This window comes from Streptomyces sp. NPDC000941 (genome assembly GCF_053599555.1).
Genome location: NZ_JBSFMM010000079.1, coordinates 21,140 through 46,792, shown reverse-complemented (window position 1 = coordinate 46,792; position 25,653 = coordinate 21,140). Strand labels below are relative to the sequence as shown.

At 69.4% G+C, this 25,653-nt stretch carries 20 protein-coding genes and 4 pseudogenes; 12 read left to right on the top strand and 12 right to left on the bottom strand.

Annotated elements, in window-relative coordinates:
• Nucleotides 1–203: 203 nt before the first annotated feature.
• The 4 genes and pseudogenes from rfbB to ACWDSL_RS24935 all read right to left on the bottom strand — a co-directional run bounded on the left by rfbB (nt 204) and on the right by ACWDSL_RS24935 (nt 2,973).
• Nucleotides 204–1,175 (bottom strand): dTDP-glucose 4,6-dehydratase, encoded by a 972-nt coding sequence (gene rfbB, locus ACWDSL_RS24950; RefSeq protein WP_450488911.1) that lies wholly within the window; start codon nt 1,173–1,175, stop codon nt 204–206.
• Nucleotides 1,172–2,081, bottom strand: a pseudogene (rfbA, locus tag ACWDSL_RS24945) (glucose-1-phosphate thymidylyltransferase RfbA). The gene rfbB and the pseudogene rfbA overlap by 4 nt, the downstream one beginning before the upstream one ends.
• 18 nt (nt 2,082–2,099) lie before the next feature.
• Nucleotides 2,100–2,807, bottom strand: a complete 708-nt coding sequence (locus ACWDSL_RS24940) for a methyltransferase domain-containing protein (RefSeq protein ID WP_450488909.1) — start codon at nt 2,805–2,807, stop codon at nt 2,100–2,102.
• A complete protein-coding gene (locus tag ACWDSL_RS24935; RefSeq protein WP_450488913.1) occupies nt 2,695–2,973 on the bottom strand; it encodes a hypothetical protein in 279 nt (92 codons plus the stop codon). Before ACWDSL_RS24935 ends, ACWDSL_RS24940 begins: the two co-directional genes overlap by 113 nt.
• Nucleotides 2,974–3,244: 271 nt before the next feature.
• Between ACWDSL_RS24935 and ACWDSL_RS24930 the strand changes: the two genes are divergently transcribed.
• From ACWDSL_RS24930 to ACWDSL_RS24920, 3 genes are read left to right on the top strand one after another with little or no spacing between them, the layout of a single operon-like run.
• Nucleotides 3,245–4,057, top strand: coding sequence for a TetR/AcrR family transcriptional regulator (locus ACWDSL_RS24930; RefSeq protein ID WP_450488907.1), 813 nt, complete (start codon nt 3,245–3,247; stop codon nt 4,055–4,057).
• Nucleotides 4,050–4,985, top strand: a complete 936-nt coding sequence (locus tag ACWDSL_RS24925; protein ID WP_450488903.1) for an ABC transporter ATP-binding protein — start codon at nt 4,050–4,052, stop codon at nt 4,983–4,985. The genes ACWDSL_RS24930 and ACWDSL_RS24925 overlap by 8 nt, the downstream gene beginning before the upstream one ends.
• Nucleotides 4,982–6,583 (top strand): ABC transporter permease, encoded by a 1,602-nt coding sequence (locus ACWDSL_RS24920; protein WP_450488901.1) that lies wholly within the window; start codon nt 4,982–4,984, stop codon nt 6,581–6,583. The genes ACWDSL_RS24925 and ACWDSL_RS24920 overlap by 4 nt, the downstream gene beginning before the upstream one ends.
• A gap of 201 nt (nt 6,584–6,784) precedes the next feature.
• On the opposite strand, the pseudogene ACWDSL_RS24915 reads toward ACWDSL_RS24920, so the two are convergent.
• Nucleotides 6,785–6,916 (bottom strand): annotated as a pseudogene (locus ACWDSL_RS24915) (hypothetical protein); the annotation flags it as partial.
• A gap of 204 nt (nt 6,917–7,120) precedes the next feature.
• Entirely contained in the window at nt 7,121–7,807 is a 687-nt protein-coding gene (locus tag ACWDSL_RS24910; RefSeq protein ID WP_450488899.1) for a DUF2848 domain-containing protein, read from the bottom strand.
• Nucleotides 7,808–7,946: 139 nt separating this feature from the next.
• On the opposite strand from ACWDSL_RS24910, the gene ACWDSL_RS24905 reads away from it, so the two are divergent.
• The 3 genes from ACWDSL_RS24905 to ACWDSL_RS24895 are packed head-to-tail and all read left to right on the top strand — an operon-like array spanning nt 7,947 to nt 10,494.
• Nucleotides 7,947–9,317 carry an MFS transporter gene (locus tag ACWDSL_RS24905; protein ID WP_450488897.1) on the top strand — a complete coding sequence of 457 codons (1,371 nt, stop codon included), beginning with the start codon at nt 7,947–7,949 and terminating at the stop codon, nt 9,315–9,317.
• Between the two features lie 17 nt (nt 9,318–9,334).
• Nucleotides 9,335–10,126: a carbon-nitrogen hydrolase family protein gene (locus ACWDSL_RS24900; RefSeq protein WP_450488895.1), complete on the top strand. Its 792-nt coding sequence runs from the start codon at nt 9,335–9,337 to the stop codon at nt 10,124–10,126.
• Entirely contained in the window at nt 10,123–10,494 is a 372-nt protein-coding gene (locus tag ACWDSL_RS24895; RefSeq protein WP_450488893.1) for a cupin domain-containing protein, read from the top strand. The genes ACWDSL_RS24900 and ACWDSL_RS24895 overlap by 4 nt, the downstream gene beginning before the upstream one ends.
• Here ACWDSL_RS24895 and ACWDSL_RS24890 read toward each other — a convergent pair.
• Nucleotides 10,488–11,117 carry a GntR family transcriptional regulator gene (locus ACWDSL_RS24890; protein ID WP_450488891.1) on the bottom strand — a complete coding sequence of 210 codons (630 nt, stop codon included), beginning with the start codon at nt 11,115–11,117 and terminating at the stop codon, nt 10,488–10,490. The two genes, ACWDSL_RS24895 and ACWDSL_RS24890, sit on opposite strands and share 7 nt — an antisense overlap.
• A 143-nt stretch (nt 11,118–11,260) precedes the next feature.
• Between ACWDSL_RS24890 and ACWDSL_RS24885 the strand changes: the two genes are divergently transcribed.
• Nucleotides 11,261–11,725, top strand: a complete 465-nt coding sequence (locus ACWDSL_RS24885) for a hypothetical protein (RefSeq protein ID WP_450488889.1) — start codon at nt 11,261–11,263, stop codon at nt 11,723–11,725.
• A gap of 60 nt (nt 11,726–11,785) precedes the next feature.
• Here the strand turns inward: ACWDSL_RS24885 and ACWDSL_RS24880 are convergent, their stop codons facing one another.
• The gene (locus tag ACWDSL_RS24880) at nt 11,786–12,391 is read right to left on the bottom strand and encodes a hypothetical protein (protein WP_450488887.1); all 606 of its coding nucleotides are present in this window, start codon (nt 12,389–12,391) and stop codon (nt 11,786–11,788) included.
• Between the two features lie 352 nt (nt 12,392–12,743).
• On the bottom strand, nt 12,744–17,876 hold the full coding sequence (locus ACWDSL_RS24875) for an HD domain-containing protein (protein ID WP_450488885.1): 5,133 nt from the start codon (nt 17,874–17,876) through the stop codon (nt 12,744–12,746).
• A gap of 201 nt (nt 17,877–18,077) precedes the next feature.
• Between ACWDSL_RS24875 and ACWDSL_RS24870 the strand changes: the two genes are divergently transcribed.
• Both ACWDSL_RS24870 and ACWDSL_RS24865 read left to right on the top strand, forming a co-directional pair.
• Nucleotides 18,078–18,611, top strand: coding sequence for a hypothetical protein (locus ACWDSL_RS24870; protein ID WP_450488883.1), 534 nt, complete (start codon nt 18,078–18,080; stop codon nt 18,609–18,611).
• 121 nt (nt 18,612–18,732) lie between these two features.
• On the top strand, nt 18,733–18,957 hold the full coding sequence (locus ACWDSL_RS24865; protein ID WP_450488881.1) for a hypothetical protein: 225 nt from the start codon (nt 18,733–18,735) through the stop codon (nt 18,955–18,957).
• Between the two features lie 102 nt (nt 18,958–19,059).
• On the opposite strand, the pseudogene ACWDSL_RS24860 reads toward ACWDSL_RS24865, so the two are convergent.
• A pseudogene (locus tag ACWDSL_RS24860) lies at nt 19,060–19,744 on the bottom strand (class II fructose-bisphosphate aldolase).
• Nucleotides 19,745–19,896: 152 nt separating this feature from the next.
• Here ACWDSL_RS24860 and ACWDSL_RS24855 point away from each other — a divergent pair.
• Nucleotides 19,897–20,685, top strand: a complete 789-nt coding sequence (locus tag ACWDSL_RS24855; protein ID WP_450488879.1) for a DeoR/GlpR family DNA-binding transcription regulator — start codon at nt 19,897–19,899, stop codon at nt 20,683–20,685.
• A gap of 20 nt (nt 20,686–20,705) precedes the next feature.
• Here ACWDSL_RS24855 and ACWDSL_RS24850 read toward each other — a convergent pair whose 3' ends face one another.
• Together ACWDSL_RS24850 and ACWDSL_RS24845 are read right to left on the bottom strand one after the other, a co-directional pair.
• Nucleotides 20,706–21,329 carry a carbohydrate ABC transporter permease gene (locus ACWDSL_RS24850; protein ID WP_450488877.1) on the bottom strand — a complete coding sequence of 208 codons (624 nt, stop codon included), beginning with the start codon at nt 21,327–21,329 and terminating at the stop codon, nt 20,706–20,708.
• Nucleotides 21,329–21,553, bottom strand: a complete 225-nt coding sequence (locus ACWDSL_RS24845) for a hypothetical protein (protein ID WP_450488875.1) — start codon at nt 21,551–21,553, stop codon at nt 21,329–21,331. Before ACWDSL_RS24845 ends, ACWDSL_RS24850 begins: the two co-directional genes overlap by 1 nt.
• A gap of 163 nt (nt 21,554–21,716) precedes the next feature.
• Between ACWDSL_RS24845 and ACWDSL_RS24840 the strand changes: the two are divergent.
• Together ACWDSL_RS24840 and ACWDSL_RS24835 are read left to right on the top strand one after the other, a co-directional pair.
• Nucleotides 21,717–22,343, top strand: a pseudogene (locus ACWDSL_RS24840) (SIS domain-containing protein).
• A gap of 289 nt (nt 22,344–22,632) precedes the next feature.
• Nucleotides 22,633–25,647 carry a TIM-barrel domain-containing protein gene (locus tag ACWDSL_RS24835; RefSeq protein ID WP_450488873.1) on the top strand — a complete coding sequence of 1,005 codons (3,015 nt, stop codon included), beginning with the start codon at nt 22,633–22,635 and terminating at the stop codon, nt 25,645–25,647.
• Nucleotides 25,648–25,653 lie beyond the last annotated feature (6 nt).

Genomic DNA, 25,653 nt, shown 5'->3' with positions numbered 1-25,653 from the left:
CGCCGGGCGGCCGCGAGGCCGCCCTGTGGCCCCGGCCGCCCTGTGGCCCCGGCCGCCCCAGGCACCGCCCGGCTTGCAGTGGACCTCCCACGCGTAGCTGTCCGCGCTCGGCCGCTACGGACACCACGTCAGCGTGCAGGCGCGGCCCGGGGCGGCCGTCGCCGGTCCTGACCCGGCCGCCCCGGGACCGGTCCGCGCGGTTGTCACGCGGTCACCCGTCGCGGCTCCCACCAGGCCCGGTTGTCCCGGTACCAGTCGACGGTCCGGGCCAGCCCGCGCTCGAAGCCGGTGACCGGCCGGTAGCCCAGCTCGCGGCGGAGCTTGCCGCCGTCGATCGCGTACCGCCGGTCATGCCCCTTGCGGTCCGGTACGAACTCCACGCTGTCCCAGTCCTTCCCGCACGCCGTCAGCAGCGTTTCGATGAGTTGACGGTTGGTCAGTTCCACTCCGCCGTCCACGTTGTACACCTCACCGGCCCGGCCCCCGGCCCGCACCAGCTCCACCGCCCGGCAATGGTCCGTCACATGCAGCCAATCCCGCACATTCAGGCCGTCGCCGTACAGCGGCACCCGGCCGCCATCCAGCAGCCGGGTGATGAACAGCGGTATGACCTTCTCCGGGAACTGCCACGGGCCGTAGTTGTTACTGCACCGCGTCACCCGCACATCCAGGCCGTGCGTGCGGAAGTACGCCAGGGCGATCAGATCCGAGGACGCCTTCGACGCCGCATACGGCGAGTTCGGGTCCAGCGCGTCCGCCTCCATCGATGAACCGGTCTCCACCGACCCGTAGACCTCGTCCGTCGACACGTGCACGAACTGCTCCACGCCGTGCCGCAGCGCCGCCTCCAGCAACGTCTGCGTGCCCAGCACATTGGTGCGCACAAACGCTCCCGAGTCGGCGATCGACCGGTCCACATGAGACTCGGCCGCGAAGTGCACCACTTGCCCGGCCTCCGCCATCAACGTGCCCACCAGATCCGCGTCGCAGATGTCGCCCTCGACGAACCTCAGCCGCCGGTCGGCCAGGTCGAGATTCTCCCGCGACCCGGCATAGGTGAGCTTGTCCAACACCGTCACACCGGAGACCCCGGCGCCCGAGAGCTCGCCCTCCAGCAGCATCCGCACATACGCCGAACCGATGAACCCCGCGGCCCCGGTCACCAGAAGGTTCACGCCTCCTCCAGCAGCTTCGCCAGCGCCCGCTCGGGCAGGTACGAGCGGGCCCGGTCCATCACGTACTGACCGTACGGCGAGTGGCCCATCGCGGCCCCCAGCTCGTAACACTCCTCCACTCCGATGAACCCCATGTGCAGGGCGATCTCCTCAAGACAGGCGATCCGCATGCCCTGGTGGCGCTGGACATGCCGGACGAACTCGCCCGCCTCCAGCAGCGTCTCGTGCGTCCCCGTGTCCAGCCAGGTCACCCCGCGCCCCAGCCACACCAGCCGGGCCCGACCCTGCTCCAGATACGCGTGGAGCACATCGGTGATCTCCAGCTCGCCCCGGTCCGACGGCCGCACGCTCGCCGCGATGTCCACCACTTGGCCGTCGAAGAAGTACAGCCCCGGCACGGCCAGGTTCGACCTCGGCTTCTCCGGCTTCTCTTCGATGGACACCAGACGGCCCTCCTGGTCGATCTCGGCCACGCCGTAACGCTCGGGATCCGCCACCTGGTGCCCGAACAGCACGCACCCGTCCAGCTGCCGCACGCTGCGCCGCAGCAGCGACGGCAGGTCCGCGCCGTGGAAGAGGTTGTCGCCCAACACCAGGGCGCAGTCCTCGCCGGCGATGTGGTCGGCGCCCACCAGGAAGGCGTCCGCGATGCCCCGCGGCTCGTCCTGCGCCGCGTACGACAACGACATCCCCAGCGCATTGCCGTCCCCCAGCAACTGCCGGAAGGCCGCCAGCTCCCCGGGGGCGGGTGATGATCAGGACGTCCCGGATCCCCGCGAACATCAGGATGGACAGCGGGTAGTAGATCATGGGCTTGTCGTAGACCGGGGCCAGCTGTTTGGAGCTGACCAGGGTCAGGGGCTGCAGCCGCGTGCCGCTCCCGCCCGCAAGGATGATGCCCTTCATGACGGCACCCCGTCCCGGCTACCGCGCACCGGGACCGGGGGACACCGGCTTGTGTGCGACTGCGATCAGGCACCCGACCTGGGGGGACGCGCCGAACCCGGCCGTCTGGGACGCCTGTGGATGGACCGGCTTCATCGCCTCAAGCACCTCCTCCACCGTCATCCCGTACTCCCGCTCGAAGTCCTTGCGGCACCGCAGGATTCCGTCGATCACCCGGGTGAAGGTGAACTTGGTGTGCTCGGTGACGTCCCTGAGGTCGTCCAGCTCCAGCCCCGCGTCCGCCAGGAGCCCCGGGTAGTCCTCCAGGCTCGCCATCGAGGCCACGTCCCCGACCGTGTCACCGGGCTGCCGGACACTGTCCCCCAGGGGGAAGGTGTCGGTGAGGACGATGCGGCCGCCGGGTTTGAGGACCCGTTTCCACTCCCGCAGCGCGGTGGGCCGGTCCATGTGCACGATCGACTCGAACGCCAGCACCGCGTCGAACGACGCCGCCTCGAACCCCGTGTCCATCGCATCCTTCAGCTGGAACCGCACCCGGTCGGACATCCCCGCCCGCTCCGTCAGTTCCACCGCCTGGTCCACCTGCTGCCCACTGATCGTGATCCCCAGCACCTCAGCACCCGTCGACGCCGCCACCCGCAACGCCGGACTGCCGATCCCACACCCCGCATCCAACACCCGACACCCCACACCCCACACCCACCCCCAATCGCTCCGCCAGCACATCCGTAAACCGATCCGTCGCCTCCTGCGGCGAACTCCGATCCGACGGCCCCTCCCAATAACCGAAGTGGAGGTTGTCGCCCCACGCCATCCGCAACAGCGGCCCCAGCGCGCTGTAGTAGTCGGTCACCTGGTCGCTCGTCGGCGGCGGAGCTGACGGAGACGTCATCGCGTTCCTCCAAGGGGGCTTGACTGGCTGCGGTACGCCATACGTGTGCAGTAAGACCCAGCCACTGACCACCGAAGCCGCGGCAACGGCTGGCTAAAGTCCGAGGTCACAGCGGTCTGCCACGCCCCCGCGGAACCGGCCGCGCCCAGCCGCGAATTCGGCAGCTCCCCGCTCCTTGCGCAACGGCTATACGTGCGTATCATCGACTACACGGCTGTACAGTAAACGACGCGGCCGTGCAGCGAGCAATACGCGTGAGTGGGAGTGCCGCATGAAGGGAGTAGGGGATGGCGCCGCCGGGCGCAAGACCCCGCGCAGGATCGGCAGATCAGCACCCGAGTCGGAGGACCTGACCGCCCGCGCCCGCATCCGGGACGCGGCTCTCAAGCACTTCACCGATTCCGGGTTCGCGAAGGCGACGATCCGTGAGATCGCCCGCACCGCAGGTGTGTCCCCCGGGCTCGTCCGGCACCACTTCGGATCCAAGGAGGACCTCCGGGACGCCTGCGACGCATACGTCCTCCAAGCCCTCCACCGCTTCAACGACCAGGCCCTGGAGCGGGAGCAGCAGCCCGGCGGCGTGGAGCACGAGGTGGCCGACCGCCACACCCTGGACCCCTTCCAGCGCTACCTGCTGAACGCCCTGTGGGACGACTCCTCCGTCGCGGCGCCGATGTTCGACGAAATGGTGAAGATGGTCGACCGATGGCTCGCACGGGCCGACGCCGAGCGGCCGGACGAGCCCCGGGCGGACCGGACGACCCGCGCCGCGCTGATGGTCGCGCAGTCCCTGGGGATCGCCACGTTTCACGAGCACATCTCCCGCACGATGGGCATGGACATCTTCTCCGCGGAGGGCGACCGGACGATCGCCCTGGCCTTGCTCGATATCTACTCCCACCCCCTGGTGAGCCCGGAGTACGCGGCCTCCGCTCAGGAGAACCTGGCCGGCGGCCACACTCCCGGACCCGAGCACCACCTCCCGGACGACCAGCCGCCCGCAGGGGCAGGCGGCACGTCACCCTCCGATGAACACCGAGACGAGAAGACATCCCCCATGACTGAAGGACGCTGCCATGTCTGATGCCATTACGGTGACCGGGCTGGTGAAGCAGTTCGGTCCCACCCGTGCGCTGGACGGACTCGAACTGAGCGTGGCCACCGGCGAGGTCCACGGATTCCTCGGGCCGAACGGCGCGGGCAAGTCGACGACGATCAGGATCCTCCTGGGGCTCATGCGCGCCGATCAGGGTGAGGTTCGGCTGCTCGGCGGCGACCCGTGGGCCGAGGCGACCGAGCTCCACCAGCGGATCGCCTACGTACCCGGCGACGTCACCCTCTGGCCGAGCCTGTCCGGTGGTGAGGTCATCGACTTACTCGGCCGGATGCGCGGTGGCCTGGACAAAACACGGAAGACAGAGCTGCTGGAGCGGTTCCAGCTGGACCCGAAGAAAAAGACGCGCACTTATTCCAAGGGCAACCGGCAAAAGGTCGCGCTGGTGGCGGCCCTCGCCTCCGACGCCGAACTGCTGCTGCTGGACGAGCCGACATCGGGCCTGGACCCGCTGATGGAGGAGGTGTTCCGGCAGTGTGTGATCGAGGCGCGTGACGCGGGCCGTACGGTACTGCTGTCCAGCCACATCCTCTCCGAGGTCGAGGCGCTGTGCGAGCGGGTGAGCATCATCCGCGCCGGGCGGCGGGTGGAGGCCGGCACTCTCGCGGACATGCGGCACCTGACGCGCACCTCCATCGACGCCGTGGTGAAGGAGTCGCCGGCCGGGTTGAAAGGCCTCGTGGGCGTCCACGGACTGCGGGTGGACGGCGGCCGTGTGCGGTGCGAGGTCGACACCGACGAACTGGACGGGGTGCTGGGGCGCCTGACGGCGCTGGGAGTGCGCAGCCTGGTCAGCCAGCCGCCGACGTTGGAGGATCTCTTCCTGCGACACTACGCCACGGACGGCGAGAGCAGCGGTGACAGCGGCCAGGGCGCCGGAGTGGGGGCGGCCCGGTGACTGCTTTGACCGGTACGGGCAGGCTGATCCGGCTGATTCTGCGCCGAGACCGCTGGCTGCTGCTGGTGTGGATGCTGTGGCTGGTTCTGATCGCGTCGAGTCTCTCCACCACGTATCAGGACCAGTACCCGACGGCTGCTGACCGCGCGGAGTACGCGAACACCAGCGGCACCAATCCCACGTTCCTCGCACTGTACGGACCATTGCAGGACTCCGGCGTAGGGGGGATCATCTCCCAACGCCTGGGCGCGGTTCCGATCTTCATCGCGCTGGTGAGCGTGCTGACGGTGATCCGTCATACCCGGACGGAAGAGCAGGCGGGGCGGCGTGAACTGCTCAGCGCCGGCGTCTGCGGACGACACTCCGCCCTGGCCGCGGCCGTGTCGGTGACCATGGTGGCCAACCTCGTGGTCGGTCTGCTGATCGGCGCCACACTGCGTCAGGACCTCCCCGGCTCCGGCTCCCTGATCCTGGGGCTGGGCTTTGCCGCGGTGGGGTGCGTGTTCGCGGCGGTCGGTGCGCTGGCGGCGCAGGTGACGGAAAACGCGGGAACGGCCCGTGGTATCGCCATCGGCAGCCTGGGGGCATTCCTGCTGATCCGGCTCGCGGCGGACGCCAGCGGCGAGGACAGCGGCCTCAACTGGCTGAACTGGCTGTCGCCCCTGGGGTGGCGGACGGAGCTGAGCGCGTTCGCGGAAGACCGGTGGTGGGTGTTGCTGCTGTTCGTGGTGTTCACCGCCGTGGTGTCCGCGGTCGCGGTGACGGTCTCCGCGCGGCGGGACGTCGGTGCCGGCTTGCTGGCGGCCCGCCTCGGTCCGGCCGAGGCCGCTCCGGCGCTGCGTGGCCCGCTGGGTCTGGCATGGCGCCTGCACCGGACGCTGCTCGTCGGCTGGGCGGGCGTGTTCGTGATCCTGGGCGGGGTGTTCGGCGGACTGGCCGAGGGCGTGGGCGATCTGTTGAAGGACAATAAGAACCTTCAGGATGTGTTCGCCCGGATCGGTGGACAGCAGGGGCTCGTCGACTCCTACATCGCGGCCATGATGAGCCTGGTGGGTCTGATCGCCGCCGGTTACGGCGTCCAGGCGGTACTGCGACTGCGCCAGGAGGAAGAGTCCTCCCGCGGAGAGTACCTGCTCGCCTCCGGCGCCGGCCGTATCCCGTGGGTGGCCAGCCACCTGGTGTTCGCCTTGATCGGTCCTGCGGTTGCGCTGGCCCTGGCCGGTGTGTCGGCGGGCGTGGTGCACGGGGCGAACGTCTCGGACGTGGGCGGCCAGCTGCCGTCGATCCTGGGGGCAGCGATGATCCAACTGCCGGCGGTGTGGATCCTGTCCGGTCTGACGCTGGCTCTGTTCGGCCTCCTGCCCCGGCTGACCGCCACGGTGGGATGGGGCGCGCTGGCGCTGTGCTTCGTGCTGGGCCAGTTCGGTCAGGCGCTGGAATTCGACCAGAGTGTGCTGGATGTGTCACCGTTCACGCATATTCCGCGGGTGCCGGGCGGTGATGTGGCGGCAGCCCCGCTGCTGTGGCTGCTGCTGACGGCTGTGCTGCTGACGGCGGCGGGACTGGTCCGCACCCGCGGGCGGGATGTGGGCGCCTAGCGGCGGATGCCGTCCCGCGCAGCCGTACGCTCCAGAGCGGCTGCGCCGGGTACGTGAACCGGCCCGTACCGCGGTTTCTCCCTGTGCCCGCGGCGCGGGCCGGTTCTGCCGGGTCGCCTGCGGCGACCGAAGGCCGATCGATGCAGCACCGGACGATGTCCCGCACCGAGATCGGGATCCGGCAGGCCGATGACCGCGGATCACGATCTCACCGACTTCCCCGTGCTGTACGGACTTCTCGTCCCCGTTGACCACCCGCATCTCGACACCCCGGATCGGGATGCCGACCGAACCGGGTCTGGGCCATCCCGCAGGGAGCAGATCGGTGGCCACGATGTCGCAGTTGCGGGTGAGGTTCGCGTGGGTCACTCGGCGCCCTTCGGCGCACCTTGGTTCCAGAGGGTAGTAGGCGACTTCCCGGGACTTGAGCAAGGGATTCATCGGAACGACGATGCCGCCGGTCCGGAGCACGCCGAAGTACGTAACGTCCGGGCGCATCGCCACCGCGGGCCGTCTCTGGGGTCCGCCGACGGCTCGTCAGCCGATGGGTTCCGGCATGGGGCGCACGTCGTAGGCGAGGCGGATGGTGTCGCCGGTGGCGGGGTCGCCCAGTTCCACGCGCCAGGCGTCGGCGAACTGGTCAACACCCGGGGCCATGGGGATGGTGCCGGAGATGAGGACGGTGCCCGGGGTGAGGGCGTCGCGGGAGCGCAGGACGTCGACCCAGTAGCCGGGGGTGAGGAGTTCGCCGAGGGTGCCGTGCTGGATCTCGGTCTCGGTGCCGTCGTGGGTGACCCAGGCGCGCAGGGTGAGGTCGTCCAGGCGGGATTCGACGTCGGCGAGCCGCCAGGCTCGGCGGGCGAGGACGTCGGGGCCGGCGTTCTTGCTCCATGCCACGCCGTGCACCTCGAGGTCGCGGTCGGTGTGGTCGCAGGCGGCCGTGAGCAGCAGCTCGCCGTCGCCGGCCACGACGAGCGCCCACTCGGCCTCGCCGGAGGTGCGCCGGTGCTGGACCGCGACGCGGTCGATCTGCTGGGCGAGGTAGGGGGCGACGGGGTAGAGGGTCGGGGTCACGGACGGGGTGGGCACGCCGAGCTCGGCGAGTTCGGCGATATGCGCGGCGACGTCGTCCTGGCTGCGCCCGGCGTACCCGGCGTTGAGGACCTGGACGATGTCGATCTCGCGTGTCGATCCGTCCGGCAGTTCGAAGGTCAGCTGAGCCATGAAGGCACTCCCAGAGTTCGGGTGACGGTCCGCGGTGGCGGATTTCTCCGCGGTTAACTTCTCGCGCAGGGCTTGCGCATACGACCTGTATACAAGAAGTATGCCGGAAGGTCGATGTCTCCGAGCAAGGATGGGCACCATGCACGACACCACCAAGGACGATCCGAGGGCGTCCGAGAGGCGCTCCGGCATCCGCCGGGCCTTCGTCGCGAGCCTGACCGGCACAGCCCTGGAGTGGTACGACTTCGCCGTCTACTCCGCCGCGGCGGCCCTGGTCTTCGGCGATCTCTTCTTCCCTTCGGAGGACCCGCTCACCGGCACGCTGCTGGCCTTCTCCACGTACGCGGTCGGCTACCTCTCGCGCCCGCTGGGCGGGGTCGTCTTCGGCCGCCTCGGCGATGTGATCGGCCGCAAGAAGGTGCTGATCGCCACACTGGTCCTGATCGGCGCGGCCACCTTCCTGATCGGAGTCCTGCCCACGTACTCCACGGTCGGGGTCGCCGCCCCGATCGCCCTGGTCGTGCTGCGGTTCGCGCAGGGCGTGGGCGTCGGCGGCGAGTGGGGCGGCGCGGTGCTGCTGTCCAGCGAGTTCGGAGACCCGCGCCGCCGCGGCTTCTATGCCTCGGCCGCGCAGGTGGGCCCGCCGGCGGGCAATCTCCTGGCCAACGGCGTCCTGGCCGCCCTCGGCGCGCTGCTGACCGAGGCGCAGTTCGAGGCATGGGGCTGGCGCGTGGCCTTCCTGCTCTCCGGCGCCCTCGTCGCCTTCGGCCTGTGGATACGGGCGAAGCTGGAGGAGACCCCCGTCTTCAAGGCGATGGAGGCCGAGCAGTCCCGGCCCGAGGCGCCGATCCGCGAGGTCTTCACCACCCAGCCTCGCGCCCTGCTCGCCGCGATCCTCTGCCGCGTCGGCCCCGACGTGCTGTACGCCATGTTCACCGTGTTCGTCCTGACGTACGCCACCGGGGAACTGGGCATGTCGCGCGGTTCCGCCCTCGCGGCCGTCCTCATCGGCTCCTCGCTGCAGGTCTTCCTGATGCCACTGGCCGGTGCCGTCTCCGATCGGATCAACCGTCGCGTGCTGTACGGCTGTGCCGCGGTGGCCGCCGGTGTGTGGCCGTTCCTGTTCTTCCCGATGATCGGCGGCGGCAGCTGGATCCCGCTGGCGCTGGGCGTCGTGGTGGGCCTCGTGATCCACTGCTTCCTGTACGGGCCGCAGGCCGCCTTCATCGCGGAGCAGTTCTCGCCCCGGCTGCGCTACACCGGCTCCTCGCTGGCGTACACCCTGGCCGGCATCATCGGCGGCGCCGTCGCCCCGCTGCTGTTCACCACCCTGCTGAGCGCCTACGGCAGCTGGCTGCCGCTGGCCCTCTACATCGCCGTCGCCGCGGCCGTCTCCCTCGCGGGGGTGTTCCTGGGCCGCGATCCCGAAGCCGCCGTCGACGAGGACGCCCGGCTCGCCACACCGGCCGAGCAGGCCACGGCCGACGCCGTCCGACCCACTGCCGTCTGACCCACTGAGGAGGAAGTATGCGGATCGCACTGAGCCAGCTCACCACCGGCCCGGATCCCGGGAAGAACCTGCGGCTCATCGAGGAATGGGCACAGCGCGCCGCGGACGCCGGAGCCCGTGTCGTCGTCTTCCCCGAGGCCTCGATGGCCTGCTTCGGCACCCCACTGGCACCGCTCGCCGAACCCCTGCACGGACCGTGGGCCGACGGAGTACGGGAGATCGCCCGCTCCACCGGCACCGTCATCGTGGCCGGCATGTTCACCCCGGCGGACGGCGGCAAGGTGGCCAACACCCTGCTGGCCACCGGCCCCGGCGTCGAGACGTCGTACGACAAGATCCACCTCTACGACGCCTTCGGCTACCGAGAGTCCGACACCGTCGCCGCGGGCTCGCGGACCACCGTCATGGATGTGGACGGCGTACGGCTGGGGCTGGCCACCTGCTACGACGTCCGCTTCCCGGAGCTGTTCCGGGCACACGCCGACGCCGGCGCGGCCGCGACACTGCTGGCGGCCTCCTGGGGAGCCGGGCCCGGCAAGCTCGACCAGTGGGAGCTGCTGGTGCGGGCACGGGCCCTGGACGCCACCCTCTGGCTGGCCGCCGTCGGCCAGGCCGACCCCGGCACCGCCCCGGGAGGCGCGCCGACCGGCATCGGGCACAGCCGGATCGTCGGCCCCGACGGAACCGTGCGGCACGCCCTGGACGCTGAACCGGATCTGCTGGTCGCCGACCTCGACATCGACGAGGTCACGGCCGTACGGAAGAACACATCGGTGCTGGCCAACAGGCGGCCGGAGGTATGGCAGTGAGCAAGCCGGAGCTGGAATTCCACCTGCCCGCCGGACCGTGGACCACTACCGCGCAGACCGGTCCGGGCGTACGGGAACGCGTGCTGGCCGACGACCCCGACGGCGGCGGCCGGACCGTGCTGGTCCACTGGGCGCCCGGCACCGACACCTCGGCGCAGGGCGTGACACGCCACGACTTCTGGGAGGAGGTCTACCTCGTCGACGGGGCGCTGCACGACCTGACGCTCGGCGAGACCTTCACCGCGGGCATGTACGCCTGCCGCCCGCCCGGTATGCCGCATGGCCCGTGGACCTCCGAGAACGGGGTCACGATGCTCGTGATCACCTATCCCGACGGACCACCGGCATCCCGGACCACCGGTCAGTAGCCCTCGAGCAGCACCTTGAGCGTCGACTGCAGGTGATGGTCGATCGCGGCGCACGCCTGCCCGGCGTCGCCGGCGGCAAGGGCGTCCACGATGGCCCGGTGTTCCTTCAGCACCGCCTCCTGCCGCCCTTGCTGGTTGAACACGGCCACTACCCCGGCCCGGACCTGGCGGCTGCGCAAGCCGTCGTAGTGCCGGTCGAGCAACGTGTTCCCCACGGCCGACACCAGCGCCGCGTGGAACTGGTGGTCCACCGCGATGAACTCCCGGGCCTGGCCGGGGCCGGTGAGTTCATCCTGCCGCTCGAGCAGCGACCGCAGCTCTTGCACCGGTACCCGTCCGGCGGTGACGAGCTGCTGCGCGGCGTATCGCTCCACGATGCCCCGCAGCTCCATCAGCTCCCTGATGTCCCGCCCCGTCAGCGGCGACACCCGGGCGCCCCGCTTGGGCACGAGTTCGACCAGGTCCTCGGCGGCGAGCAGGAGCAGCGCTTCCCGGATGGGAGTGCGGGAGACCCCGATCCGGTCGGCGATCTCCTGCTCGGACAGGAACGCCCCCTGCATGCTGGGATCGGTCAGAACCGTGTCCTTCAGATACGCGTACGCCGTCTCCCGACCGGACGCCACCGCAACCCCCAGAAGCTCGTATACATAGCGTATACAGACGCTACCACGCGCTCTCCTCGAGGCGCCGGACGTCGGCTATCATCTCGCCCGGCCTTCGGCGCCGCCACGGGCCGTGCGGCCGCCTGTCCGCGATCGGGCGCCGAGTGGCCCTGCGCTATCCGGGGCTGCGGCTCTACTACGCGGCGCACGCCCTGCCCAAGTCGTACCCGCCGAACGTCATGGGCGTGAACTTCCGCCGGCAGTACGCCGCCGCGTACGGCGAACACGACCTTTGGAGCAACGACGGCCGCGCGCCGCTGGCCTCTGACGCCCTGCGGGTGCTGGCCACGGCACTCAACGAGGCGCGTCAGGACGCCGGGACGGCGGCATTCGGCCGCGGCACGGTGCAGGCCGCACTGGTGAACGGAGCCGGCGGCACGGCCGGGGTACGGGGCGCGTCGGGGACGCTTGCGTTCGGACGGGACGGCAAGGTCCCCGCGCACAAGCGGCTACTCATCCTGCACGACACAGAGCGCGGGCCGGAGGTGGCATTGGAGTGCGGAGTGCGCGACAACGACGACGAAAGGAAGACATGGGGGCCGGAGAATGAGTTCACCTGCCCCAGGTGACCAGGGCCTGTTCGCGCGCGGTGAGAGGCGGTGCACCCGGAGCGCGTCAGCCTGCTCGCGTCACGGTGTCGCGTCGCACCTTTTGACTGGTTTCACGCTCAGGACGGAAGCGCGCGGCAAAGAGACCTTGCCGCCAACCGTCGCGTTGATCACCACCTGCTGCTCATCGACCAGCATCAGTTCGCCGCAGACCGTGGCGGTAGCCGTCCTCGCCTCCATCGGAGACGCGGAGGGAGCGCTCGTCGTCACCCACGCGACGATGAGCGCCCCGACCACCGAGATCACTCCCACTACACAGCACAAGGATGCCCAGGCCAGTGCTCGTGTCACCCGTGTCACTTCCTGCTCGGTCCAGCGGCGCAGCGCCTGCCCGCCCAGGAGAATCTGGCGCTCGGGAGCTCCGTGCGCTGCCCGTACGGCCAGGAGCGAACCCGCGGTCAACAGCAGAAAGGCAGCCATCAGCAGTCCCGTGGCGGTGTTGCGGGCCCAATCAGGGAGGCCGTTGAGGTCGTCGCGGCCCTTGAGCAGCACCAGGACCGCGAGCAGCGCTGTGAGCCCCGTCAGCCCGGTGCGCCACCCTTCGGCCTGTCTGCGCAGTTCCGGGAGTCTGGTGAACTCCAGCTCACGGGCGAGTTCGGCCCAGCGGCGGTCGGAACGGGTACTCATCGCCGGATCCGCCAACTGGCTCCACACCCGAGGTACGACGTGTCCGGAGGGCACTGCGGATGGGCGTGGCCGCACTCGCACAAGTGCACTTCGGCCACCAATGGATCCGGCCCGTCCTCCGCTCTCCTCGTAGTGCCGCCCCCGAACAGCAGGCTCAGTGCCCCCTTCGATCCGGTTCCCGGTGTCGCCCACGGGAACAGTGTCCTGGTGGGGCCATCGCAGCGGGGGCATGTTCCGGCGACGATCACTCCCTGCCCATCCGGGGCCGGGAGCTGAGTGAACAGGGTGGCGTCGACCTCGCCGAGATCCTCATCGGCATACGGTGTGCTGTGATCGTGCCGGCTGACTCGCGTCATCGCTCCGCTTTCTGCTCGTCGGGTTCTTCTCCCAGTTCGTCGACCCGATCGAACCGGAGCCCGAACATGCCCCGGTACACCTCCAGGCGCCGGCGTACCCACGTCGGTGTCTCACCCATCGCCCGCGCGCAGTGCTCGATGTGGTCGTGGCTCACCGCACCGGTCAGGGCGGGCAGTCTGCCGTCGAGGCCTTCGGAGAGGATCGCAAGGTCCTGCCAGCCGGGCACGACGTCGGGCACGTCGTTGATCGCCGGAGGCGTTTCCCCCAAGCCGATGTACGGGGTGATACGCCGCTGCCAGGTGTGACACACCGACTCACCGAGACGTCCTGCGATGCTGACCAGGTCGAGGGGCATCAGTGGGGACCCGGGTGCGGACACCCGATGAGCCGGGTCGACTGCCACGGCATCGTGTGCGGTGGGCACCTCGTCGGGCAGGGCGGCCTCGGCCGCGGCGGACAGCTCCGGTACGAGCGCACCGAGGGAGCGCAAGGGCGCCAGCGCCTGGTATGCCGCCCGAACCCCGAGGTTGCGGGCACGGGCGTAGCTCACGAGGCGCTGCGCGGTGAGGGGGGTCCAGCGCGGAGTCTCGAACCACTCGTATTCCACGTCCTCATGCGGGCCCTGTTCGACCAGCGCCTCGGTCTCTTGCCGCGTCGGGCTGAACGTTCTGAGCTCTTCAGGCGGGCCTGATGCGACCAGGCTGGTGCCCAGCTCCAGGTTGTCGACTTCCTGGCGTGCGGTGTCCCAGAGGAACGACAGCTTTTGCCGGAGCCGCTCGCTCGCGGTGAACAGCACGGCAGAGGTGGCCGGCACGGGGTAGTCGGCACCCTCCCAGCTGGGGTCTTCCCCGGAGAAGGCATATCTGCTGGGGGTCGGCAGAGTATCCCAGGCCTGTAGCAGGTTGGCCGCGTCCGGGAGATTCACCCCGGCTTCTCTCAACTCATCAGCGAACCACGACGTTTCCTCCCAGGACCAGTCGTCAGAGCGAGCGAACGCGAGGTCACGGAGCGAGATGCCGTCCTCCAGCCGTAGGTCCGCCCCGTGCAGCCACCGTGCGAGGTTGCCCGTCTCGGGTGACGGGACCATGTCTCGTCCAGCCGACCGCCTGGTGTAGCGCCGATGGTGGACCAGTCCGAGGCCCTCCGTCTCACGGGCGAGTACGCGTTCCGCCTCCCATACGGAGATCTCGAATTCCGCGGCCAGCTCGATGGTGGCGGCCCACGGCAGCGCGGGGCGGCTGTCGGGTCCGTGGACGAGGTAACGGCGCACGAGCTGAAATACGTCGGTCGACACGGCATCCCACCGGGCGACCAGGAAGGGGTCGGGCAAGGGGCGGTCCAGCCAGGCGAAATCCGCAATACGCCGTTGTGCTTCGCCCGTATCGAGGCCTGCCGCCGCGGCCACCACCCGTACGTCCCAGGGGTGTGTGGCCGGACGCCAGTGACGCTCCTCCTCCTGGAGGTAGAGCAGCTTGAGCTCGTCGTCGGTGCAGATGTGATCGCGGTGGTGGTGCGGTGCTGGGGGCAGCGGATCTTTCAGGAACGGCGCGTACCGAGTGCAGGCTTTGGCAAGCTCGCCGAGTGGCGTGCGATACATGGCTGAGGCACGGGCGATGCCGGAGAGATCCTGGGGTGCGTGCCGGTAGTAGATCTCTTTGGCGGCCGGCCGCTTGGACAGGCGCTGCCCCTGGACGGAGACGGAGAGGCCGGCCAGCGGAGCGCGTTTAGGGCCCAGGAGCCCGGTCATCACACACCAGTCGGTGAATTCTGGTTTCCAGTCCAGGTCGCCCTGGCCCCGGACGGCCGGTCCCGCCAGCCGCGGATGCACGATGCGCAGGCCCCGCGTCGCGCGGAGCACCTCCGCCACGGTCATCTGGTGCTCGTTGGCCATCAGAACCGCGGTGCGCCAGTCACCCTTGACCTTCTCCGCGATGTCCGACCAGCCCGGGCGCGGCACAGGGTGCCCTGACAGGGACAGGGGCGCCGCTTCCTTCTGGGCTTGGTGATCCGGCCCGAGGACGGCCAGCCGCCAGGGCCGGACCAATGCCGTGACCTTCTCGTCCTCGTGTCGGTTCGGCTGTCTAGCCAAGGAGGAGTCCAGCCTGAACCAGCCGACCTCGTCAAGGTTGACAGACCGCCCGAGGCCGGCCGAAGCGCGCACCCCTTGCCCCTGCCACTCCCGCCACAGGATGCGGGCGATCGAGGGCTCGCGGGATTCCATGTTCCGCAGCCACGCGAGGCTCAATCCGGCTCGAGCGGAGAGCACATGGGCGCCTCGCTGGAACTGCTGCTGCGCCCAGCGAACGTCGTAGCTCTCCAGCTTCTTGCGATTGACGCTCAGTTCACCCGCGTGCGCGCCCGACAGATTGAGAACGTACCCGAAGGTCCGTTTGTCGGTGGCGATCCCGTCGCACACGATCGTCCCGTCGCCCCCAACCCACCACAGGGTGCCCGGCACCGCCTCGACGGCCGACTCGGCGGATGCCGCGTGCCGAGCCTCCCCCGGCTTGAGGAGCCCGGGCAGCCAGACGTCCTCGGTACCGTCTTCGCCGCGTACCTCCAGCCGGAACTCGCTGAGCCGGACCAGGGACCGCAGTACCGTTACGACGGAGTCCTCGGTGAGCGCCCCCGTACGGCGCAGGTGCAGCCGGACGCTCGTACCGCCCTCGGACAGCGCCGCGCTGCCGGGCCCGTCGTCCTCCCGCAGCCGGAAGAGACTGCCGCTGACCGGGATCTCGACACGCAGCGCCTTCTCGGCTGGGCGGCCGTCAGGGCCGACCGGACGGGTCACGATGGTCATCTCGTCGGCGAGCATGAAGTAGCTGAAAACACCGATGCCGAAACGGCTGTTGGGATACAGCCGCAGCGATGGGTCGTGGCGCAGCCACGCGGCCTGCTCCCGGCGGAAAGAGTGCGACTGGTCGAAGCGGCGGCCCGCGCGGGTGAAGGTGTTTTTCAGCTGGTCGGCGGTCATGCCGACGCCGTTGTCCACGCACTCGACGTAACGTCCGCGACTGTCCTCGCCCACCTCGACGCGGATCCGGCCGACCCACTCTCCGGGCTCCCTGCCGAGACCCCGCAGATATCGGACACGCATGTCCCGGTAACGGCAGGCGTCCATGGCGTTCTGGTACAGCTCCCGCAGGGCGAGCTCGGGTTGGCCGTCGTACAGCTTCTCGCCCATCAGTAGGCGGCGGATCTCCGTCTGCGCCAGCGTGAAACGTGCGAGCGGCACGTCGTACGTGTCCGCCCCGCGCTCCCTGTCGGGCCGCAGCCGGTGGTCGGTCAGCCGCGCGGGCAGCCCCCGGAGCAGCGCGGCCTCGTCCTCGGGCAGGTGGCGGGCCGACTCCCGCAGTGCGTACCCGAGGTCGTCGGCGTCCTCGACGACCGAGGCGAGTGCCGCGTGGATCGCCGGATGCGGGCAGAGCGCGTCCAGATGGAGGTACGAGGGCATGGCCCCGTCCTGGTCGAGGTCCCATAACGCGTCCCGCAGCACAGTGATCACCTCACGCGGCACCACCGGATCGGAGACGGCGAGGTGCTCGGCGAGGACCTCCGGCAGGCGCCGGGCGTCGAACGCGAGCAGGCCCGCCAGCCGCAACAGCGCCGCAAGGGGCCGTATCCGCAGCCGCCACGGAGTCCTGCGCACAACGTGACGGTCCGGCAGGGACAGCCGCTGATCGTCCGGCGGGGCGCCGAGGGCGAGGCCCGCGGCGACCGTGCGCAGGGCCGCGGAGAGCGATCCCGCCCGGCCACCGAGCCCCTCGCCCACCGGCGGCGGTGCCACGTCCAGGAGCCGCGCCACAAATCCGTCGGCCAAGACGGCGGGCACGGCCTCCTCGTCGGTCGCGAACCGCTCCGCGATCCACTGGTGCACCAGCCACAGGGTGACGGCGTGCCGGTCATCGGCGGGCTCTGCCACCCACAAATACCAGTCTGTGAGCTTCTCGGCGATCTGAGGGTGGTACTCCGTGATCTGCTCGTAGTGCCGCCGCTGGTCGTCGGCCCCGCTGTCGCGCCGGACAAGCTGCGGTCGGAGCTCGGCGGCCTGGCTCAGCCGCTCGGCCCAGGCCGCCTCATGCAGCAGGACACCGGCGATCAGCGCGGTGACCTCCAGAGCGGACAACTCGACGCCCTTTGCCAGCACCAAGGGGAGCCGGTCGGTCAGCAGCCGTACCGGATAGTCGTCGTCGGCCCACGGATCGGGGAGCCGCTCCTGAGCACGGTGGACATGGCGGGCCGTGTCGGTGGCCAGCGAGGTCAGACAGTCCTGCAGACGGACGACGGCTTCCGCGTCGCACTCCGGCACCCGCTCCCAGAGCGCCGGCGCGCGTACGGCGTCCCGCCAAGCCTCCAGCAGCCGTCGGCCTCTGGCGACCTCGCGCGACTTGGTCCGCGCTGCCAAGTCGGTTCCGTAGTGGACCAGTACCGTCTGCGGCTCGGCCCGCGCACGCAGGGCCAGCTCCCGCGTCTTCCGCTGGGCCGCCTCGTACACCTCCTCCACCGTCCTGGCTTCGGTCAGCGCGTCGAAGGCGTGGGCCAGTGCCCGCGTGAAGAAGCTGCCGGCATCCGCGAACCCACTGGGTTCACCGGGGCCGCAGCCGGTCATCATCGCGAAGCCACTGTGCGGCGGGCCCTTGATGACGTGGCTGCCAAAGGCGACGGCCTGTCCGTCCGCGACCCCACGACAGGCGTCGATCAGCCACAGCACGGTATCGGCGCTGCAGTCGGCCAGGTACCGGCTGATGTCAGCATCCAGGAGGGACTCCCGCACATGTGGCCGCGTCCACGTAGTCGGGTCATTGTCATCACTGTCGTCACCGGCAGGGGCACGGGCATCGGCGGGCACCAGGTAATCGGTGTCGCCGATCCGCACGCCGTGCCCGGTGAAGTAGAGGAGCAGTGTGCTTCCGGCCGACATGCTCTCCGAGAGACGGGTGATGCGTTCAGTGATCTCATTACGGGTGGGGTTGTGCAGCTTCTGCACCGTGTAGCCGCTGTCCCGCAGAGCGGCCTTCATGACACGCAGATCTGCGTCGACTGTAGCCCCCAGCGAGGGCAGGCGATGCTCCGCTCCCGGATTGGCACCCACGCCGATCAGCAGGGCCGTACGACCGTCCTCTTGCATGTCCCCCCTCACCCCAGCCTCCATGCTTTCACCCGGTCTTGCAGCAAGGGAGACGATTGTGCAGGTTGCCAGGGATCGGTGGGCGCCACCGATCGGATGCCACGGTCGTGTTCGTTCCGGGCTTTCTTGACAGCGAACCTGGTCGTACGAGGCGACGGGCGCGCGGGACCCGTCCCGGACACCCGCGTATAGAACGACCCCATGACCACATCGGATTCATCGGCCCGCCGCCGCAGGGCCAGACTGACCGCGGCGCGCGGCCCGGCGGGGACCGTCTGCGCCCTGGCCCTCGCTGCCGCGCTGACCGGCTGCGGCTCCGACTCGGACGGCGACGCGGGGGCGCCCGCACCCGCCCCCTCGCGTTCGGTCGAACCGTCGCCCACCTCGCCAACGCCCACGAAGCCCTCCCCATCGCCGTCGCCGACCGCGGTGAAGCCGATGAAGCTGTCAACCCCGGCCGAGCTGCGGGCATGTGCGGACGGAAGCTGCACGGTCGTCGTGACGAAGGGCACCGAGATCCCGCGCGCCGCCGGCCTTCGGGCGGGACCGTTCACGGTGAGCGCCGTCGGTGCCGAGGGCGTGGACCTGAGCTCGGTCGACGCGAGCGGATTCACCTCCAACCTGCTCGGGCAACGCCCCGACCAGGGCGGGCCCTCCACCGTCAACGAGCTGTCGATCGCCGTTCTCGCCATCGCGGGGGACACCGCGAAGCTACGGCTCTTCCCGGCGGAGTAGAACGGGTGTCGGGGGGCTGAGCAGGCGTACCGGCCGTGGGCCCAGACCTCCGCCGTCCCAGCCGGGCGGGAGTCGACGGCTACGAGTCCGCCCTGGCCGCGCTGTTTCCTACACTCACGGGATGAACAACTACACGTGCACTCATTGCGGCACCGTCGGCCTGGTGGACGGTTTCATCGAGGACGCCGGCGAGCACTCGCGTGGGTACGCGCGCTGGATCGAGGGCGCGCTGGAGCGGGGAATTTTCGGGGGTGCCAAGCGGATGGGCCGTCCCCGGCGGCAGATAGAGGCGTTCCGCTGCCCCAAGTGCGGGCACCTCGAACTGTTCGCCACCGGCGAGGTGTAGTCGGCCCTCGTTGTCCCGGACCCCGTGCGGGCGGTCGCGCGTCCCGTGTCTTGCAGGGAAAGCTGCTTCCGCCGTAGCCACAGCCGTGGGGAGGGGCCGTCATCAGCCGAGGACCCGCAACAGGTGTTCCACCGCCTCGGCCATGCGTGTGCGGCCGGCCGCCAGATAGCCCCGCGGATCGACGGTGTGCGTGTCCTCGGTGCAGAAGTCGCGTATCGCTCCCGTGAAGGCGATGTTCAGCGCCGTACCTATGTTGATCTTCGTCATGCCTCCAGCGACCGCACGGCGGAGTTCGTCGTCGGGTACGCCGGTCGAACCGTGCAGTACGAGGGGGGTCGGGACGCTGTGCGCGATCCGGGCGATGAGGTCGTGGTCGAGTGTCGCTGTTCTGGTCGTCATCGCGTGCGAACTGCCGACCGCCACGGCGAGCGCGTCGACGCCGGTGGCGGCCACGAACGCGCGCGCGGCGTCGGGATCGGTACGGACCGAAACCGAAGTCACCGGCGCGGCGCAGCAGCGCCTCGTCGGTGACATGGTCCAAATGCAGGCCGACCGGGACCCGGGCAGCCTCCGCCACGGCAGCCGTGGCGGAGGCGAGGGGGCCGAGGGAGCCACCGTGAAAGCGGACCGCGTTCTCGCTGATCTGGCAGATGACCGGCGTTCCGGCAGCCTCGGCGCCCGCGACGATCGCCTCGGCGTGCTCCAGTGTGATCACGTTGAACGCGCCGACGCCGCGGCCGTCAGCGCGGGCTGAGCGGACGAGTTCGGCGGTGGGGATCAGGGGCATGGGGCGGTGGCCTTTCCTCGCGGTGAAGTGATCGTGGATGAAAACGCTTGTTTTGGCGCGATAAAATGCTCAAACAGGCATCATCTTTCAGAGACTCGGCCTTTGGCCTGTGATTTCATGGGCCCGCACACCACGGAACAGGGGGATGGCATATGGCGGCACCGCAGGCCCGATGGAGCGCGCTGCTGGAGATGCTGACGCGTGACGGACGGATCGAGGTCGAGGCCGCCGCCGACGTACTGCGTGTCTCCGCCGCCACGATCCGGCGTGATCTGGACGAGTTGGCGCGCCAGCAGATGGTCACCCGCACCCATGGCGGCGCCGTGATCAATGCGATCGCGTACGACCTGCCGCTCCGCTACAAAGCCGCGCGCAACGCTCCGGAGAAGGAGCGGATCGCCGACGCGGCGGCGGGCCTGGTGAAGGCGGGCGCCGTGGTGGGCCTGAACGGCGGCACCACGACCACCGCGGTCGCCCGTGCGCTGGCCACCCGGCCGGAGCTGGGCACGGAGGGCGCCGGGCCCTCGCTGACAGTGGTCACCAACGCGCTGAACATCGCCAACGAACTCGTGGTACGCCGCCATGTGAAGCTTGTCGTCACCGGGGGCGTGGCCCGCCCCGCCTCGTATGAGCTCACCGGGCCGCTCGCCACCGAGGTGCTCGCGCAGATCACCCTCGACCATGTCTTCATCGGCGTCGACGCGATCGACGTCAGGCACGGTGCGACGGCCCAGGACGAAGGTGAGGCCGGCATCAACCGGGCGCTCGCCCTGCGCGCCGAGCAGGTGATCGTCGTCGCGGACTCCTCCAAGCTGGGCCGGCGGGCCTTCGCCCGGATCTGCCCGGTGGAGGACGTCCATGTGCTGGTGACCGACAGGACGGCGGGCCCCGAGCTGACCGAACCGTTCGCCGCCGCGGGCGTGGAGATCGTCCGGGCCTGAGCGTCGGCTCACATGGTGACTCACTTGACGCCGCCTGCTGTCAGACCGCTGATCAGATAGCGCTCCACGAAGACGAACAGAACGACGACCGGCACGATCGCGATCGGCGAGGTGGCGAAGAGGTACTGCCACTGCTCCTGGTACGCCGTGACGAATCCGGGGATGGCCTTGGTCAGCGTCGTCCGATCGCCGGACGAGGTGATGGTGAGGGCGACGACGTACTCGTTCCAGGCGCCGATGAACGTGTAGACGAGTGCGGTCACCACTCCGGGCAGCGCCAGCGGCAGAGTGACCCGGGCCGGCGCGCCCAGCCGCCCGGCCCCGTCCATGTACGCCGCCTCCTCCGGTTCCTTGGGGATGCTCGCGAAGTACGCGTTGAGGATCCAGACGCAGAACGGCAGGTTGAACGCCGCGTTGACCAGGATCAGCCCCTCCGCGGTGTCGGTCAGATCGAGGCTGACCATCTCCCGATAGATGCCCACCAGCAGCGCGGTGTCGGCGACCGGCGGGTCCTTCAGCGACCAGACGTCGGCGAAGTTCGACCACTCCCACCGCGACGGCAGATAGGAGGGCGGCGACTTCATGAGTTCCGGCGTCGGCTTCAGCGCGGTCAGGAGCATCTGAAGGTACGGCGCGAGGAACATCAGGGCGACCAGCCAGCCGCCCGCGGTGAGTAACCGGGGTTCGTGGCCTCGAAGTTGTCGATGAGCTTCTCCCAGTAGGGCTGGGTGTCGTCGTCGTACTTGGCGGCCACGAACTTGATCGTTTTTCCGTCGGAACTGCCGCCGGACGAGCCTCCCTTACCGCATCCGGTGAGACTCAGGGTGAGGGTTACGCCTGCTGCGATACCGACGAGGTGCCGTTTCACGGGGTACCACCTTCACTACAAGCGAGTGATTGTTTCTGCTCATAGTCTGCCTGAATCGAGCATCAACATTCATCATGCTCAAAAGTTCGCGCATGATGTCAAGGGCTGCCGGTTACTCGGTTACGACGACGGCCCCATCAGCGCCTGAGACGGGAGTCCCTTCATGAGTCGGACCGAGATCGAGATCGCCACGCAGCCCGAGTGCTGGAGCCGCGCCGCCGAACTGGCGCGGCGGCCGGACGGCCCGGCCTACGCGGCCATGCCCCGGCCCGGCGAACGGGTCGCCGTCGTGGGCTGCGGGACCTCCTGGTTCATGGCCCAGGCGTATGCGGCGCTCCGCGAATCCGGCGGTCACGGGGAGACGGACGCGTTCCCGGCGTCGGAGATGCCGGTCGGCCGGGCCTATGGCCGGGTGGTCGCGCTGACCCGGTCCGGCACCACCTCGGAGGTGCTGCGCGCGCTGCTCGGCGAGGACGTCGGCCACCTGCGGGCACAGGCGGCGTCGGCGCTCGCCGAGCCGCTGCCCGAAGCGCTCCTCAGCGCCGAGCAGTTCACCTTCCTGGGCCGGGGCTGGGCGTACGGGATCGCTCAGGAGGCGGCCCTGAAGATGCGCGAGGCGGCGGGCGCCTGGGCGGAGTCCTACCCGGTGATGGAGTAGTTGGTCGCCCTCGGGCGCGACCCGGTGGCCGACCTGGTCGTGGTGCAGCGGCTGGCCGCCGTCCTAGGTGCGGCGCGCGGCCTGAACCCGGACAACCCCCCGCATCTGACCCGTTCGGTGATCCTGGCCTAACCGGCCCACCCCTCGCATCTGGCCGACGCACAGGAAGCGGAACCACCCGAATCGGGCACGGTTCACACAGAATTTACCGCCGCCTTCCCCGGGTCCGCGGCCACCGGAACCAGGGCGCGGACCCGGGGATTCCACCGTCACCAGGGGCAACAGGGCCGGTGGGCAGAGCCAAGAAATCATGGGACAGAGCGTTGACAGTTGACACTTATGACCAGAACATGAACACAAATAAGCATGATCTTGCAGTGCCGCTCAACGACGCCATGTCCCGCCCCGCAGGAGGACGTCAGTGCGCACCCATCCGCGCAGATCGCGCAGAACCAGCAGATTCGGCACGCTCCTGGCCGCCGCGGTGGCCCTGGCGCTCATACCGTCCGTGGCCGAACCCCTCACCACACCGGCCCGAGCGGACACCGCTGCCCCGCCGAAGGTGACCCACAGCGCGGATGCTCTCACCGTGTCCGTGCCGGCCACCGAGAAGACCCCCGGCTACACCGTCGACATCGCAACCGACGAACTCGCCGTCACCACCGAGCGCGCCGGAGAAGCCGTGCTCAGCACTGCGGGCGGCGACACGGGGAGCCTGCGATTCCGCTCCGGCGGCCAGTGGCAGCACGCGACCGAGGTCACCGACTGGGCATGGAAGGACGGCGTCCTCGCGCTCACCGCCGACACCACGCTCGATGGCGCCACCGTCAAGGCGCGGCTGACCCCCGTATCCGACCGTTACCAGCTGGACTGGGACGTCGAGGGCGGCAGCCCCGACCAACTCGGCCTCGCCTACGACCTGTCATCGGCCGGCCACTGGTACGGCCATGGCGAGGCGGAGACCCCGCAGGGCGGGCCCGGTGTCAATCAGCCCTGGCCGCTCGACGCAGGAGAGGTCGAACACGCGACCTTCGGCCCGGCCTCGTACAACATGATCGATCCGTTCTGGTACACCTCCACCGCGACCGGTCTCCGGGTCGACACTGGGAGTGTCATGGACGTGACACTCAATGGGGACAAGGACGGCCTGGGCCGCTTCACCGTCGAGTCCCCCGGCACCTACAAGGCCACCGTGTTCGTCGAGTCGACCCCGCTGGAGGTCTACCGCGACTACATCGGCATCGTCGGCAAGCCGAGCAAGAGCGATGCCACCTACGAGCAGTACGCCAAGCCGCTGTGGAATTCCTGGGCACAGTTCTATACCAAGGTCGACCAGGAGAAACTGCTCGACTATGCCACCGACCTCCACGACAACGGTCTTGACGGACACACCATCCAGCTCGACGACAAGTGGGAATCGAACTACGGCAATCTGACCTGGGACCCCAGGACCTTCCCCGATCCCAAGGGCATGTCCAAGAAGATCCACGACATGGGGTTCGACTTCGGCCTCTGGGTCACCCTGTGGATCAACCTGGACTCGGACAACTACCAGCACGCCGTCGACAACGGCTATCTCCTCATGGACGCCAAGGACACCGGCAAGCCCTGCGAAGTGACCTGGTGGAACGGCCAGGCCGGGATCATCGACCTGGCGAACCCCGACGCCAGGGCCTGGTACGAGGGCAACCTCAAGAAGCTCATGGACACCTATGACATCGACGGGCTGAAGTTCGACACCCGCTTCTTCGACGAGAAGTGCGCGCCGCGCGAAGGCCACCAGGCCACCGATTACCAGAAGCTCGGCACACAGCTCGCCGACGAGTTCGACCTCCAGGGCGCGGGCATCCGGGTGCACTGGAACGAGACGGCCCACAAGGCCGGCTTCGTCACCCGCCAGGTCGACAAGGGCACCGGCTGGGAGTCCCTGCGCGCCTCCGCCACCCAGAACCTTGCGATCTCCACCATCGGCTACCCGTTCGTCGAGTCGGACATGATCGGCGGCTCCGGCGGCCAGCCCGCACCGTCCAAGAACGTCCTGGTGCGATGGGCGCAGTCCGCCTCGCTGATGCCACTGATGTACTCCTCGACGTCACCGGTGGACACCAATGACACCACCACCGGGCAGAGGGTGGACTACGACCAGGAGACGGTCGACCTCTACCGGCAGGCGATCGAGACGCACAAGAAGCTCGCCCCGTACATCTGGGACCAGGTCCAGTCCACCCTGAAGACCGGCGACCCGATCATGCGGCCCCTGTTCTTCGACTTCCCGAAGGACAAGGCGAGTTACACCGTCACCGACGAGTGGATGCTGGGCCCGGCCGTGCTCGCCGCCCCCAAGCTGAGCACCGGCGCCACCCGGACCGTCCATCTGCCGCCCGGCACCTGGTACGACGTCAACCAGGGCACGGTGATCCGCGGCCCCAAGACCCTCAAGGGGTACGCGGCGCCGCTCGGGGTCACCCCGGCGTTCGTCAACCTCAAGGCCAAGGGCGCCGCCAAGGCCATCAAGGCGCTGAAGCGCGACGACGTCCCGGCCGCCTCCGTCCTGATCAGTCCGGACGCTCCGTCCACAGGCTCCGGCACCCCCTTCCAAGTGACCACCGAGGCGACCAACTGGTCCACCAGGGCCATCAAGAACGTCCAAGCGGCACTGGACCTCCCCGACGGCTGGACCGCCACAGCGGCCGGCCCCACCACCGCCAAGTCCCTCAAGGCCGGGGGAACGCTCACGACCACCTGGACGGTGACCCCGGCCGCCGACGCGAAGTGGGGCGGTCACGATCTCACCGGAACGGTGACGTACGACCGGGCCCAGAAGGTCTCCGACACCGTGCGGGCCGAGGTCAAGGCGGCCCCCGGCAGTGTGACGGCCCCGTATCTGACGACCGCCACCACCGATGACGCCCGATATGCCCAGGGCGGGGACCAGTTCGCCATCTGGGCCGGCGGTCAGGACCTGTCCGGGTGGAAGGACGAGAAGGGCGTCATCTACCTCGACGACGCGGCCGGCGAGAAGGCCACGGTGCAGACCCAGTTGGTCTCCCAGGACAGCGCCTCACCCTTCGGCAAGGCGGGGATCGCCCTCGCCAACGATCTGACCGCACCCGGCAAGGGCGGTTACGCGGTGCTGGTCATGACCGAGCAGTACGGGCTGGAGTTCATGACCGACAGCAATGGCGACGGCGCGCTGGACACCTGGGCGGGCGGTGGCTCCACCTACCACCCGGCGTATCTGAAGCTGACCCGGGACGGCACCGCCTACACCGCGTACGCCAGTAAGGACGGCGAAACCTGGTCGCGGGTCGGCACCGCCGACGTGCCCTCAGCCGCCGGCACCGGTGACGCCGGAATGGTCGCCAGCGCGGCCAACGTCAGCTACCCCGGCGAGAACATCGAGGCCGTCTTCAGCGGATTCTCCGTCACCTCCTGACGCCAC